14 protein-coding genes and 1 pseudogene are annotated in these 13,830 nt (G+C 72.6%); 8 read left to right on the top strand and 7 right to left on the bottom strand.

The features are described from left to right. Nucleotides 1-7: 7 nt before the first annotated feature. Nucleotides 8-1,681: an FAD-binding dehydrogenase gene (locus ACFCZF_RS03300; RefSeq protein WP_376670182.1), complete on the top strand. Its 1,674-nt coding sequence runs from the start codon at nt 8-10 to the stop codon at nt 1,679-1,681. Between the two features lie 50 nt (nt 1,682-1,731). On the opposite strand, the gene ACFCZF_RS03305 is transcribed toward ACFCZF_RS03300, so the two are convergent. From ACFCZF_RS03305 to ACFCZF_RS03315, 3 genes are all read right to left on the bottom strand, one after another. Then, nucleotides 1,732-2,085 (bottom strand): DUF488 domain-containing protein, encoded by a 354-nt coding sequence (locus tag ACFCZF_RS03305; protein ID WP_376670183.1) that lies wholly within the window; start codon nt 2,083-2,085, stop codon nt 1,732-1,734. Between the two features lie 95 nt (nt 2,086-2,180). After that, nucleotides 2,181-2,432, bottom strand: a complete 252-nt coding sequence (locus tag ACFCZF_RS03310) for a WhiB family transcriptional regulator (RefSeq protein WP_376670184.1) — start codon at nt 2,430-2,432, stop codon at nt 2,181-2,183. A gap of 114 nt (nt 2,433-2,546) precedes the next feature. Further along, on the bottom strand, nt 2,547-3,458 hold the full coding sequence (locus ACFCZF_RS03315; protein WP_376670185.1) for a LysR family transcriptional regulator ArgP: 912 nt from the start codon (nt 3,456-3,458) through the stop codon (nt 2,547-2,549). Nucleotides 3,459-3,581: 123 nt separating this feature from the next. Here ACFCZF_RS03315 and ACFCZF_RS03320 point away from each other — a divergent pair, with 123 nt between their 5' ends. Continuing rightward, the gene (locus ACFCZF_RS03320; protein ID WP_376670186.1) at nt 3,582-4,196 is read left to right on the top strand and encodes a LysE/ArgO family amino acid transporter; all 615 of its coding nucleotides are present in this window, start codon (nt 3,582-3,584) and stop codon (nt 4,194-4,196) included. A 94-nt stretch (nt 4,197-4,290) separates the two neighbouring features. Continuing rightward, the gene (locus ACFCZF_RS03325) at nt 4,291-5,625 is read left to right on the top strand and encodes an MFS transporter (RefSeq protein WP_376670187.1); all 1,335 of its coding nucleotides are present in this window, start codon (nt 4,291-4,293) and stop codon (nt 5,623-5,625) included. 7 nt (nt 5,626-5,632) lie between these two features. Here the strand turns inward: ACFCZF_RS03325 and ACFCZF_RS03330 are convergent, their stop codons facing one another. The 3 genes and pseudogenes from ACFCZF_RS03330 to ACFCZF_RS03340 form a co-directional block, all read right to left on the bottom strand. Beyond that, nucleotides 5,633-6,088, bottom strand: a complete 456-nt coding sequence (locus ACFCZF_RS03330; RefSeq protein ID WP_375917102.1) for a cyclic nucleotide-binding domain-containing protein — start codon at nt 6,086-6,088, stop codon at nt 5,633-5,635. Between the two features lie 305 nt (nt 6,089-6,393). Next, a pseudogene (locus ACFCZF_RS03335) lies at nt 6,394-7,796 on the bottom strand (aminotransferase class I/II-fold pyridoxal phosphate-dependent enzyme). Nucleotides 7,797-7,845: 49 nt separating this feature from the next. Continuing rightward, nucleotides 7,846-8,061, bottom strand: coding sequence for a hypothetical protein (locus ACFCZF_RS03340; RefSeq protein WP_375917105.1), 216 nt, complete (start codon nt 8,059-8,061; stop codon nt 7,846-7,848). Nucleotides 8,062-8,229: 168 nt separating this feature from the next. Here ACFCZF_RS03340 and ACFCZF_RS03345 point away from each other — a divergent pair, with 168 nt between their 5' ends. From ACFCZF_RS03345 to ACFCZF_RS03365, 5 genes are all read left to right on the top strand, one after another. Then, entirely contained in the window at nt 8,230-8,676 is a 447-nt protein-coding gene (locus tag ACFCZF_RS03345; RefSeq protein ID WP_376670188.1) for an ATP-binding protein, read from the top strand. Between the two features lie 179 nt (nt 8,677-8,855). Next, nucleotides 8,856-9,725, top strand: a complete 870-nt coding sequence (locus ACFCZF_RS03350) for a SigB/SigF/SigG family RNA polymerase sigma factor (protein ID WP_376670189.1) — start codon at nt 8,856-8,858, stop codon at nt 9,723-9,725. A 31-nt stretch (nt 9,726-9,756) separates the two neighbouring features. Next, nucleotides 9,757-9,996, top strand: coding sequence for a DUF5133 domain-containing protein (locus ACFCZF_RS03355; RefSeq protein ID WP_376670190.1), 240 nt, complete (start codon nt 9,757-9,759; stop codon nt 9,994-9,996). Nucleotides 9,997-10,186: 190 nt separating this feature from the next. Beyond that, the gene (locus tag ACFCZF_RS03360) at nt 10,187-11,020 is read left to right on the top strand and encodes a DUF1206 domain-containing protein (protein WP_375917117.1); all 834 of its coding nucleotides are present in this window, start codon (nt 10,187-10,189) and stop codon (nt 11,018-11,020) included. A 28-nt stretch (nt 11,021-11,048) separates the two neighbouring features. Next, the gene (locus ACFCZF_RS03365; RefSeq protein ID WP_121750679.1) at nt 11,049-11,483 is read left to right on the top strand and encodes a hypothetical protein; all 435 of its coding nucleotides are present in this window, start codon (nt 11,049-11,051) and stop codon (nt 11,481-11,483) included. Between the two features lie 3 nt (nt 11,484-11,486). Here the strand turns inward: ACFCZF_RS03365 and ACFCZF_RS03370 are convergent, their stop codons facing one another. Continuing rightward, on the bottom strand, nt 11,487-13,733 hold the full coding sequence (locus ACFCZF_RS03370) for an FUSC family protein (protein WP_376670191.1): 2,247 nt from the start codon (nt 13,731-13,733) through the stop codon (nt 11,487-11,489). Nucleotides 13,734-13,830 lie beyond the last annotated feature (97 nt).

A 13,830-nucleotide genomic window follows, 5' to 3' on the forward strand; every position in this document is an offset into this window, starting at 1 on the left:
GGTCGCCATGGATGCCGACGTCATCGTGGTCGGAGCGGGCCTGGCGGGTCTGGTCGCGGCCAACGAGCTGACCAGCCGGGGCAGGAGGGTCGCCCTCGTCGACCAGGAGAACGCGGCCAACCTCGGCGGACAGGCGTTCTGGTCCTTCGGCGGCCTGTTCCTCGTCGACTCCCCCGAGCAGCGCCGCCTCGGCGTCAAGGACTCCTTCGACCTGGCCTGGAACGACTGGCAGGGCAGCGCGGGCTTCGACCGGACCGAGGACGAGGACTCCTGGGCGGTGCGCTGGGCCCGGGCGTACGTCGAGTGGGCGGCGGGGGAGAAGCGGTCCTGGCTCGCCGGACACGGCATCACCTTCCTGCCCACCGTCGGCTGGGCCGAGCGCGGCGACCTCAGGGCGGGCGGACACGGCAACTCCGTGCCGCGTTTCCACATCGCCTGGGGCACCGGCACCGGAGTCGTCGAACCGTTCGTCCGGTACGCGAAGCAGGCGGCCCGCGACGGGCTGCTCACCTTCCACCACCGTCACCGGGTCGACCACCTGGTCGTCGAGGACGGCACGGCGCGTGGCGTGCGCGGCACGGTCCTCGCCGAGGACCACTCACCCCGCGGAGCCGCCTCCAACCGCGACGCGGCCGGCGAGTTCGAACTCACCGCCCAGGCCGTGATCGTCACCTCCGGGGGCATCGGCGCCGACCACGACATCGTCCGCCGCCATTGGCCCGAGCGTCTCGGCACCGCGCCCGCCGAGATGGTCACCGGCGTCCCCGCCTACGTCGACGGACGGATGCTCGGCATCAGCGCCGAGGCCGGCGCACGCCTGGTCAACCGCGACCGGATGTGGCACTACACCGAGGGCGTGCGCAACTGGGACCCGATCTGGCCCGGCCACGGCATCCGCATCCTGCCCGGACCGTCCTCCATGTGGTTCGACGCCCTCGGCCGCCGCCTGCCGGAGCCCTGCCTGCCCGGCTACGACACCCTCGGCACCCTCCGGCACCTGCGCACGGCTCAGGACCTCGCGGGCCACGACCACTCCTGGTTCATCCTCACCCAGAAGATCATCGAGAAGGAGTTCGCGCTCTCCGGCTCCGAGCAGAACCCCGACATCACCGCCAAGGACCGCGCCGGATTCCTGCGCGAACGCGTCCTCGGCAAGGGCGCGCCGGGCCCGGTGGACGCCTTCCTGCGCAAGGGCGCCGACTTCGTGTCCGCGCCGAACCTGGAGCAACTGGTCGACAAGATGAACGGGTTGACCGACAAGCCGCTCCTGGACGCCGCCGTGGTCCGGCGCCAGATCGAGGCCCGCGATCTCCAGATGGCCAACCCCTACGCCAAGGACGCCCAGGTCCAGGGCATCCGCAACGCCCGCCGCTACATCGGCGACCGACTCGGCCGGGTCGCCACCCCGCACCGCATCCTCGACCCGGCGGCGGGCCCGCTGATCGGGGTCAAGCTGCACATCCTCACCCGCAAGACCCTCGGCGGCATCCAGACCGACCTCGACTCCCGCGCCCTCGGCGCCGACGGCACACCCGTCGGGGGCCTGTACGCGGCCGGTGAGGTGGCGGGCTTCGGCGGCGGTGGGGTGCACGGCTACAACGCGCTGGAGGGCACCTTCCTCGGCGGTTGCCTGTTCTCCGGGCGGGCGGCGGGCCGGGCCGCGGCACGGCAGACCGGCTGAGCGAGGGACGCGACTCGCCGGCTTCCCCGTCTCCCCGTCTCCCCGTCTCCTCACGTCTCGTCGAGGAGGCGGAGGAGCACGGCGGCGTGGCTCGCCTCGGGCGACTTGGACGCCGTGAGCAGGGTCACGTCCCCCTCGCGCGCCAGTTCCCGTACGTGGTCGAGGAGTTCGGTCGCCTCCGGGTCGGCCAGCTCGGCCTCGTACCGCTCGGCGAACTCCTCGTAGGAGCCGTCACCCGCGTGGTACCAGCGGCGCAGGTCGGTCGACGGGGTGAGTCCCTTGGGCCACTCGTCCACGTGTGCGGCGTCCTTCGCCATGCCGCGCGGCCACAGCCGGTCCACCAGGACGCGCACGCCGTCGTCCGGCTCGGGCGGGTCGTAGACGCGGTGCACGCGTACGCTCATGGCTGGTCCTTTCCGGGGCGGTGCTGTCGTGAACCGACGTCCGGCGCTGTCGTGAACCGACTTCCGGGCGCCGAAGGCGACGGGTCGCAGCGGGGTCAGCCGGACCGCCTGCGCACGGCCTCGCGCCGCTTGAGCGCACGGCGCTCCAGCTCACTGGTGCCGCCCCAGACGCCGAGGGTCTGCCCCGTGTCGAGTGCCCAGCGCAGACACTGCTCCTGGACCGGGCAGCGCCGGCAGACCGTCTTCGCCTGCTCGGTCTGCAAAGCGGCCGGGCCGGTGGTGCCGATCGGGAAGAACAGGTCGGGGTCCTCCGTGCGGCACGCGGCGTGCTCTCGCCAGTTGTCCATCAAAGTCACCTGCGATCGGTATCGTTCGCGCCCTCGTGAATGCCTTACTCCGTTGCGGGTGACCTGTCGACAGCGGAGTGAAACCGGCGCCGCGCCTTCGGTCGTGCCGTCGTGCTACCTCCGCAGCGCCTCCCGCGCCGCCGCCAACACGGCCTCGGCCACCGTCGCCAGCGCCGGGGAGTCGAGCTTCCACTGCTGCCAGTACAGCGGGACGTCCACCGCCAGATCCGGCGCGAACTCGACGAGCCGCCCGCCGCGCAGCAGCGGTTTCGCCTGCGCTTCGGGCACCATGCCCCAGCCCAGGCCGGCGGCGACCGACTCGGCGAAGCCCTCCGAGGTCGGCACGTAGTGCCGCGCGGAACCCGCGCCGTCGAGACCGAGTCGCCGCGCGAAGCCGTCCTGGAAGTCGTCCCGCCGGTCGAAGACCACCACCGGCGCCTCGACGAGCGCCTCCCGCAGCGGCCCGTCCAGATGCCGCTCGGCGAAACCCGGGTGGGCGCAGGGGAGATACCGCATCCGGCCCAGGTAACGGACGGTGCAGCCGGGAACGGGGTCGGGCGACGAGGTCACCGCCGCCATCACCACGCCCTCCCGCAGCAGGGTCGCCGTGTGGTCCTCGTCCTCGCGGCGCAGTTCGAAACAGAGCCGCGGCTCCCTGGGCACCCGCGTGAGGGCGCCCAGGAACCAGGTCGCGAGCGAGTCGGCGTTGACGGCGATCGAGACGCGCGTCGGTTCGCCGGCCCCGCTCAGTCCCAGCTCGGCGTACGCGTCCCGCTCCAGCCGGGCCACCTGGCGGGCCAGGCGCACCAGCACGGCGCCGGAATCCGTCGGCCGCACCGGCTTGGTGCGCAGCAGCAGCACCCGGCCGGTGCGCTGCTCCAGCGCCTTCACCCGCTGGCTGACCGCGGACGGCGTCACATGCAGTGCCGCGGCGGCCGCGTCGAACGTGCCCTCGTCCACCACGGCCAGCAGGGTCCGGACCTGATCGAGCGGAAGATCCGCGAAGGCGGCCGTGGTCATTGCCATCGCGCCTGTCATCTCGCGCCTGTCATCTCGTGCCCGTCATCTCGTGCCCGTCATCATGATTGCTAAGGATACGTAAGAATCTTTAGCTGTACCTCCCGTGATCGTCCGCTTAGCGTCAAGGGCATGACCAGCGCACTCACCGCCGCGGCCGCGGGCTTCGGCACCGGCCTCTCGCTCATCGTCGCCATCGGCGCCCAGAACGCCTTCGTCCTGCGCCAGGGGATCCGCCGCGACGCGGTCCTCGCCGTGGTCGGTATCTGCGCCCTGTCCGACGCCCTGCTCATCACCCTGGGCGTCGGAGGGGTGGGCGCGGTGGTCGTGGCCTGGCCGGGCGCGCTGACCGCGGTCGGCTGGATCGGCGGCGCCTTCCTGCTCTGCTACGGCGCCCTGGCCGCTCGGCGCGTGTTCCGGCCGACCGGTGCGCTGCGGGCGGAAGGCGACGCCGCGGGCTCGCGGCGGCGGGCGATCCTCACCTGCCTGGCGCTGACCTGGCTCAACCCGCACGTCTACCTCGACACGGTGTTCCTGCTGGGCTCGGTCGCCGCCGACCAGGGCCCGCTGCGCTGGACGTTCGGCCTGGGTGCCGCGGCCGCCAGCCTGTGCTGGTTCGCCGCGCTCGGTTTCGGCGCCCGCTACCTGGGCCGCTTCCTGGCCCGGCCCGCGGCCTGGCGGGTCCTGGACGGACTGGTCGCCGCCACGATGATCGTCCTCGGCGTCACGCTCGTCGCCGGAGCCTGAGCGGGGAGCGGGCCGGCCCGGCCCGGCCCGGCCCCGGACACACGCGCCCCCAGTGCCGGAACGGAGCTGCGATAGTGATCCCCGCAGCCGAAAGATGTATCGAGCACGTAGGAAGCGCGTGGACAGGACAGAGAGCAGCAGCGAGGGCGGCACCCGACCCGGGGAGAAAACCCCCGCCCCGGACGGGGCCCGGCGGGGCGGGTGGCGCCGGTGGGCCATGGACACCCGTCCCCTGCGCCGGCCGGCCTACCGCAGGCTGTGGTCCTCGACCATCGTCACGGCCGTCGGCAGCCAGCTCACCGCCGTCGCCGTGCCCAAGCAGATCTACGACATCACCGGCTCCTCGGCCTGGGTCGGCGCCGCGAGCCTCGCCGGCCTGCTGCCGCTGATCGTGTTCGCGCTCTGGGGCGGCGCGGTCGCCGACACCGTGGACCGCCGCAAGCTGCTGCTGGTCACCAACGCCGGCATCGCCGTGACCTCGCTGCTCTTCTGGATACAGGCGGCCACCGGCGTCGAGTCGGTGGCCGCCCTGATGCTGCTGCTCGCGCTGCAGCAGGCCTTCTGGGGCCTGAACGCCCCGGCCCGCAGCGCCTCCATCGCCCGCCTGGTCCCCGAGGAGGAACTCCCCGCCGCGAACGCGCTCGGCTCGACCGTCATGCAGACCGGACAGGTGGTCGGGCCGCTGCTCGCCGGTGTGCTCATCCCGTTCGTCGGCCTGCCCGAGCTGTATCTGATCGACGCCCTCGCCCTGTGCGTCACGGTGTGGGCGGTGTACGGACTGCCCGCCCTGCCGCCGCTGTCGGGCACGGCGGTACGGCGCGCGGGCGTGCGCGAGGTCGTGGCGGGCTTCCGCTACATCGCCGGGCACAAGGTGCTGCTGCTCTCCTTCCTGGCCGACATCGTCGCCATGGTCCTCGGCATGCCCCGCGCCCTGTTCCCGCAACTCGCCGCCGAGACCTACGCCCCCTACGGCGAGGGACTCGCCCTCGGCCTGCTCTTCGCGGCGATCCCCATCGGCGCGGTGGCCGGCGGACTGTTCTCCGGCACCTTCTCCCGGGCGCGCCGGCACGGCTGGATGGTGATCGGCGCGGTCGTGGTCTGGGGCGCCGCCATCACCGGCTTCGGACTGAGCGGAAGCCTGTGGCTCGCGGTGGCGTTCCTCGCCGTCGCCGGCCTCGCCGACATGGTCTCCATGGTGTTCCGCGGCGCGATCCTGCTGTCCGCCGCGACCGACGACATGCGCGGACGCATGCAGGGCGTCTTCACCGTCGTCGTCGCGGGCGGCCCGCGCCTGGCCGACGTCCTGCACGGCGGCGCGGGCTCCGCCTTCGGCGCCCGGGAGGCGGTGGCCGGCGGCGGGCTGCTCGTCGTGGTGGTGATGCTGGGCCTGGCGGCCGCGGTTCCGGCGCTGCGCCGCTACCGCGTCTGAGGGCGCCTCACAGGGAGCCGCGCCCGTGCAACGCGTAGTGCTCCATGAGCCGGCCCCTGGTGGTCTCCAGCCGGTGCGCGAGGATCTCTGCGACCGACCGCACCAGCACGATGCCCAGCTTCGGGTCCTCCTCGCACAGGGCGAGCACCGAGGCCGCGTCGAACTCGTAGGCCCGCACCGGGCTGAAGGCCTCGGCGCCGAAGTCCCACTCGTAGGGCGGGAACAGCCAGGACCAGCCGAGCAGGTCGCCCGCGCCGAGGCTGGCGACCGTGACCCGCTGCACGGACGTCACCTGCTGGGTGAGGGAGACCGCGCCGGAGCGGATGACCCAGAAGCGGTCGGCCCTGTCTCCCGCCTCGAAGATCCGGGCGTCCTCCGGGAAGGCGACCTCCCGGGCGAGCGCCATCAGCCGCTCGCGCTGGGGCTGGGGGAGTGCGGTCAGGAGTTTGATCGCTTTGGTCATGGCACGGGGCTCCTCGCCGGCGATTCGGTTCCGGGGCTTTCCCTATGCCCATTTCAGTCGCTCTCGGCGCCCTGAGCACCTCGGCGGACGGCGGATCCCGTACGAATCCCGTACGGATTCCGTGCCGGAACAGGGGACGGCGCCGCCGGGGCATGAAAAAGCCCTGGCTGGACGGGGGAAGCCAGCCAGGGCCGTAAGCGGTGACGTACGAAGGACACGCCGGTCGACTTCGTCGCCACGTATGGATGAACGCTAAACCATCTCCGTCCGTTCCGTGAAACCGGTACCGGGACACGTGACCCGTTTCACTCGCCGTCCTCCGCGACGACCCTGACCGTCTCCAGTTCCGGATCGCTCGGGTCCGGCAGGTACATCCCGGCCTCCAGGCCGCTGCGCAGATACCGCAGGACGGGCTCGCTCAGCCGCTCGCCGGGCAGGACGGCAGGGATGCCGGGCGGGTACGGCGTGGTCATCTCCGCCGCGACGCGACCTGCCGCCCGGTCGAGCGGCACGTCCCGCGTGGGGCGGGGTCCAGGCCGGGCGCGGCGTGCGCGAGGTCCTTGAGCGCGGCGAGCAGCTCGCCGGCGGTCTCCCGGTCGTCGCCGTGGGTGATCTGCGCGCCGATGCGGCGGTGGTCGGTGATGTGCGCGATCACGCTCCGGTGCTCGCGCAGCCAGTCCGCCGCCTGGAAGCCCGAGACGCCGAGCCCGTCGAGGTCGATGACGACGGGCAGCGGATCGAAGCCGTGGGCCAGCCCGGGGCCGCAGAAGTCGTCCCGGTCGTTGACGTGCATGCCGTCGATCTCCTCGACGGCCGCGCGGACGTCGGCCGCCAGTTCCAGGGCGCCGCCCATCAGCTCGCGCCCGCGCAGCGCCATCTGGCGGCGCCAGCCGTCCAGCCCGGCGAAGATCAGCGCCGAGGGGCTGGTGGTGCCCAGCAGGTCCGCCCGCATACCGAGCAGCTTCGGCGGGACCAGGTCACCGCGCAGATGGAACACGGAGCCCTGCTCCAGACCGCTGCCCATCTTGTGGATGCTGGTCACACAGATGTCGGCGCCCGCGTCCATCGCCCAGGACGGCAGCTCGGGGTGGAAGGGCAGATGCGCACCCCAGGCCTCGTCGACGATCAGCGGCGCCGAACGACGGTGGCAGACCTCGGCTACGGCCCGCTGGTCGGCGCTCGCGCCGTACGGCGTCGGGCTGGTGACGAGGGCGCCCTTGGCGTCGGGATGGGCGGCGAACGCCTTCTCGAACTCCTCGGCGGACGGCGGATGGGCCAGGTGCCGTCCGGCGTCCCAGCGCGGCTCGACCCAGACCGGCTCGATCCCGGACAGGATCAGCCCCGAGACGACGGACTTGTGGGCGTCCCGGCCGATCAGCAGCTTTTCGTGCGGCCCCGCCACCGCCAGCATCGCGGCCTTCACCGACAGGGAACTCCCGCACGTCGAGAAGAACGTGTGGTCGGCGTGCACGGCATCGGCCATCAGTTCCTGGGCGCGCTGCAGCACCCGTCCCCTGGTCAGCCGGTCGTCGAGTCCGCCGGTCGCCAGCACGTCACCGTAGAAGACGGCGTCGCCCAGCACCTCGCGCACCGCGGGGTCGGCCCCACGCGCCTGCTTGTGCCCCGGAGGCGTGAACGACAACCGCCCCTCGCGGCGGTAGTCGACGAGGGCTTCCAGGACCGGTGCTCGGGTGTGGTCGGCTGTCATGCCGATCCGGTTTCCCGGCCGAAACCCCGTCAGTCCGCCCCGCTGCTGTTCACCGCGGGTTCCGCCCCGGGGTCAGCACCTCGTCCAGCACCCGCAGGACGGCCTCGTACGCGATCGTCCGTACGGCGGCCTCCCGGGAGCCCTCCGGGTCGGTCGACCGCAACTCGTCCCTTCGCGCCCGACAGGTCCGCTCCTGTTCCACCGCGCAGGCCCTCGCGCGATGCATACGGCGCAGCAGTTCGTCCGAGTCCACAACATCCGTCATGCACTCCGCGTACCCCCGCAGGGCGCCTGGATGGCCGCTGGGCCGTAAGGAGGGCCGGAGGTTTGGGGGTACGGGCAGAGGTCAGCCGAAAGTAGCGAGGCCGCACGGCGCACACGCGGCGTGGGGCCGACCGGATCCGGCCCATCCCACCGACCAGGGAGCTGACGGATGTGTGACAGGCACACGACCGAACCCGTCGTCGAACCGTACGGCGCGGACCTCCACCGGCGGTACCGGCCGTGCAAACCCGCCGAGGCGCGCCGGACCGTCGAACGCGTCGTCACCGAGTGCTGCGGCAGCGACGGCCACACGCCGTGCGACGCGGGCGCCCTGTCGGACGCCGTGCTCGTCGCCTCCGAACTGACCACCAACGCGATTCTGCACGGCGGGGGCATCACCGACTTCCAGGCCGACGTCGTCGGACCCGGCCTCCGGCTCTCGGTGAGCGACCGCAGCCACGACCTCCCGGTCGCCGTGCCGCAGACCGATGCCCAGGGGCGCCGCCGCGTCGGCGGCCGGGGCTGGCCGATCGTCTGCAGGCTGGCACGCGACGTGCGGGTGGCAGACCTTCCAACGGGAGGCAAGTGCATCACCGTGGTCGTTCCGCTGTCCTGAGTACTTTTCGAAAAGCGGAGTTTGTTCCACCGGGGTGGGGGCAGTCGCAAGTTCGTGCTTCGGACCGGAGGCGCAGCAGCGGGAGCGGTATGGCTGCTTCGGCCCTCCGGGTGAGTTGACCCGGACAGCACCGTTCCCGCGGAAAGTCCCCTGAGACCACCGTTCAGGAGCGAATCCGCATGCTCATCGAAACGCCCACCATCCGTCCCGCGACCCCCGAGCCCGCCACCACCGCCGCCGCTCCCGCCCGCCGCCGGCACGACGACGCCCCCGACACCATGGCCCTCTTCGGCCGGCTGGCGGGGCTGGAGGACGGACCCGAACGCGACGCCGTGCGCGACGAACTCGTCACGGCCTGGCTGCCCATGGCCCACCGGATCGCCGGGCGGTTCCGGGACCGCGGCGAGTCCATCGAGGACCTGCGCCAGGTCGCGGCGCTCGGTCTGGTGAAGGCCATCGACCGCTTCGACCCGGAACGCGGAGCCTTCGAGAGCTACGCCGTGCCCACCATCACCGGCGAGGTCAAGCGCCACTTCCGGGACCGCATGTGGGCCCTTCGGGTCCCCCGCCGGGTCCAGGAGCTGCGCAACAAGGTGCGGGTGGCCCGGCGTGAGCTCACCCAGAGCCCGGGCAGCCCCAAACCCTCGGTGGCCGCCGTCGCCGCCCACACCGGACTGACCGAGGACGAGGTCAGCGCCGGGATGGAGGCCCTGGAGAGCTTCAGCACCCTCTCGCTGGACGCCGAACTGTCGGCCGGCGACGACGGCTACAGCCTCGCGGACACCCTCGGCGCGGCGGACACCTCGTACGACACCGTGATCGACCGCGAGTCCGCCAAGGAAGGGCTGCGCAGGCTGCCCGAACGCGAGCGCGCCATCCTCTACATGCGCTTCTTCGAGGACATGACGCAGAGCCGTATAGCCGACTGCCTCGGCATCTCCCAGATGCACGTCTCGCGCCTCATCAGCCGTAGCTGCGCCCGCGTCCGCGACGAGGCGATGGGCCAGCGGGCGGCCCGCCGGGGGACCGGCCGGCCGGTGCGTAACTGACGTGCAGAGGAACGAAGGAGGAACGGGACGGATGCTGATGCCTCACCCCGTGGTGCTGCGCGGACTCGTCGACGCGTACGAGGCGGCAGTGCTGCGCGAGCCCGTCGACGACACGGGCGTCCCGGGTCCCCGGACCCGGGACCTGGCGTACACGCTGTGCGTGTCGACCGGCACGCGTGACGTGGCGCTGGCCCTGGAGGCCGCCCGCCGCTGGCTCGCGGCCGGCCCGGTCCCCGTACCGGTCGCCGAGCCCGCGGGCGTGGCGGACTGATCCACGGCGGGGAACAGGTGGTGGGTGACTGCCCGTAGGCCGCGAGGCGGCGTACGGGCAGTCTTGCGTCACGGTGACCGGAGGAGCCTGGGCAGCGTGACGGAGCCGGGCGTTCCGCCGGGCCGGGGCCGCGCCGCCCGGTGTGTGCGGAGGATGCCGGGGCATGCGGAGTCCGGGAGGGGAGGTCCACATGAACGCACGTGTCATGGCACGTACCGGCCGCGGTCGGGCCAGGCGGGCGGCGAACGGTTCGGCCGCCGAGGGGGCCGCCCGGGCGGGACTCACCGCTCGCGGCGTGATCTACCTGCTGGTCGGCATCCTGGCCCTGCAGATCGGCTTCGGTACCGGAAACCGGCAGGCGGACCGGGGAGGCGCCCTGGCCGAGCTGTCGGACAAGCCCTTCGGCGCCGTACTGCTGTGGGCGCTCGGCATCGGGCTCGTCGGCATGGCGCTGTGGCGCCTGTCCGAGGCGGTGTTCGGCGCCACGGGCAAGGACGGTCACACGGCGAAGAAGCGGCTGCCGGCCGCCGCCCGCTGCGTGTTCTACGCGTTCGTCGCCTACTCCGTACTGGCCTTCGCGGCCGGGACCGGCGGCAGCGGCTCCAGCGACCAGCAGTCCAGGGACGTCACGGCCAAGGTGATGGAGATGCCCGCCGGACGGTGGCTCGTGGGCGTGGCCGGCGTCGCGATCGTCGTCGCCGGAGTGGTGATCGGCGTACAGGCGCTGCGCCGCAGCTATCACAAGAAGCTGAAGCTCGGCGCGCTGAGCCCCCGGGCCCGGCGGCTGGTCGACGTCACCGGCGTCGGGGGCGGCACGGCACGCGGGCTGGTCTTCGCCGCGGCGGGCGCCTTCGCCGTGCGGGCCGCCGTCGACTACGAGGCCGACAAGGCGAAGGGACTGGACGACACCCTCCGCTCCTTCGCCGAAACCCCGCTCGGACCCTGGCTCCTGATCTGCGTCGCCGCAGGTCTGATGCTGTTCGGCGTCTTCTCCTTCGCCCTCGCTCGATGGCGTCGCGTCTGAGCCGCGCCGCACGGGGAACACGGGGCGAATGAACGAACACGAGATTCCTCCGCCGGACGGACGTCCCGTGGACGTCTACCTCGACCTCCTGCGCATACGCATGGAGACCGACGACTACCAGCTGCTGCTCAGCGTGGTGGAACCCGTCCTCCAGGCGATCGACGAGCACCAGATGCCCACCATCGACTTCTCCCTGGACGGGGACAACGCCGAAGCGCTGCCCCAGGCGATCAGGGACGAGGCCGCCCTGGTCATCGCCACCGCGGTCACCGGCCGACTGGACAACGAGGTCGTCGAGATCAGCACCGACGAGACCGGCCCGGTCCGGGTCGTCACCGACGCGGCCACCGCCTCCGACCCCGAACGCCTCGGGGAGATAGCCGACTACCTCAAGGAACGCCACGTGCAGAACGAGGAACTGCGCGGCATCGCCGAGGCGAGCGGTCTGCCCAGCGACTTCTGAGCGTCACCGCTTCGGCGGCGCGACGGGCACGCCCAGCGGCCGGGCGAGACCCACGACCGCCTCGTCCAGGCGCTCCAGGTGCCGCAGTACCCGGCCGGTGATACGGCCGTACCGTGGCACCCCGGCGGCGTCCGGGGTCAGCAGCGAGGCGATGCTCGGCCCGGTCTCCACCTCGGTCTCCGCGTCCTCGTCGGCGACGCGGGCGGCGATCGCCTCGATGTTGCGCACCGTGCGCCGCACCGCCCCGCGCAGCCGCGGGTCGGCCGCGATCGAGGGGTGGGCGGGCAGCAGCTCGGCCGTCGCGGCCAGGGACCGCGCGTGATAGGCGCAGGTCTCCAGCAGCGCGACCACGTACTGGGCGGTGTTGCGCCGGGCCCGCAGCGGCGTGATCGGATGGGTGAGGGGCTGCGTGGCGGCCCGCAGATCGCCCAGCGCCTGGTCCAGTTCCCGCGCGGTGTCCAGCAGATCGGCCGCCGGCCCGCCACTGAGCTGGTCGACGGCCCCCTCGGTGACATCGGTGAGCCGCTCCAGCACCGTGCCGAGCAGTTCGTTCGTACGCCGGTCCGTGCGTATCGGCAGCACCAGCGCCGCCGCCACGATCCCGCAGGCCGCGCCGAGCGCCGTCTCCTCCACACGCAGCAGCAGCACCGACAGGCTGTAGGTGTGCAACAGGGTGTACAGCAGCCCCAGCATCGCCGTGACGAAGAACGACATCAGCGTGTAGGACAGCGGCGCGGTGTAGAACATCGCGAAGATGAACAGCAGCACCAGCCCGAACGCGATCCAGGTGTGGCCGCCCACCAGGCCCGCCAGCACGATGCCAGCCACCACCCCGAGCATCGTGCCCAGCACGCGGCGGTAGCCCTTGACGAGGATCTCGCCGGTGGACGCCGTGTTCAGGAAGACGATCCAGCACGCGAGCACCGCCCAGTACCAGCGCTCGGCGGACAGCAGCTCCCCGCCCAGGATGGCCAGTGACGACCCCACCGACACCTGCACCGCGGCCCGCGTGGTGGGCCGCCGCAGCCCGGTCGGCTCCTCCTTCGGCGCTCCCTCCTCACCGGCGTCGATGGCGGCGTCCTCGGCGTCCAGCTCCTCCCGGGAACGGGTCGTCGCGGGCGTGTCGTCCGACTCGTCCTGCGGCCCGTCCAGGGCGATCCGCAGGCCCATGACCGCACGCGCGGTCTCACCGATGCCGCGGAACACGTCCTGGACCGCCGGGATCGCCTCGGGCAGGTTCTCCTCGTCGCGGTAGCCGAGGAGCCGGTTGCGCAGATGGGACAGCGCGGTACCGCGCGCCTCGGCGGGCGGCCGCAGCACCAGCGTGCGCAGCGCCCCGAGATCGCGGCGCAGGATCTCCGTGGCCTCGCCGGGCGCCGGTGAGCGGCCCACCGAGGGCGCGGGCGCGCCCGGCAGATGCAGGGTCAGGGTGTCCGCCCGCTCGGCGCTGCGCGCGGTCAGCAGCAGCAGGCCGAGGCGCTCGGCGGCGATCTCGGCGTCCGCGATGCGCCGCTGCACCAGACGCGCCGTGGACGCGTCGGGGGTGCCCTCCTCCAGCCGGGACTGGATCATCAGAGCCGTCTCGTGCAGGCGCGCGGTGCCGTCGCGCAGGTGCTCCAGCGTCTTCTCGATTCCGTCCGGACCGGCGTCCAGCAGCTCGCTCTGGGTGGCGATCAGCTGCGCCAGCCGGGCGCGGAACGCCTGCCGCAGCCGCTGGAGCACGCCCGCCGGTGTCTCCGGCACCACCGCGAAGCGCACCACCGCGCTGCACAGGAACGCCACCGCGATGGCACCCAACAGCCCCGGCAGCACCGACACCTTCGCGCCGACGAACAGGGACACGAAGTAGACCTGGAAGCCGATCAGCCCGAGCGCGGTGCCGCGGTCGCCGAACCGGCGGACGAAGACGGCACAGAAGATCAGTACGACGAAGAAGGCGTCACCGATGACGACCCGCGAAGTGAGCAGCGCGCTGACCGACACCGACGCCAGGGCGACGGGCAGCCCCAGCGCCACGGTGACGGCCTGGCCCTTGGTGTCCTTCTCCCGGATGGCGAAGGTGGCGACCATCGCCGCCATGGCGCCCGCCACCAGATGGGTGACGTCCGCACCGAACGCGGAGAGCACCGCCAGCGCCAGGGCGATGGCGCCCACCGTCCGCAACCCGGCCGTCAACCGCAGCAGCCCGGGGTCGGACGCGGCGACGCGGTCCCGCAGCCGTGTCCGCACCGAGCGCCCCGCTGCCTTCACGCCGCCGTACACTCTCCCGATTCACGCCCGACTCCCGGCCGGTTCACGCCGAGATCCACTTCTCAGCATGTCATGCCGCGAACGGACCACCGCCGCC

Origin of the sequence: Streptomyces sp. NPDC056296 (assembly GCF_042268605.1) — a bacterium.
Classification (GTDB): domain Bacteria; phylum Actinomycetota; class Actinomycetes; order Streptomycetales; family Streptomycetaceae; genus Streptomyces.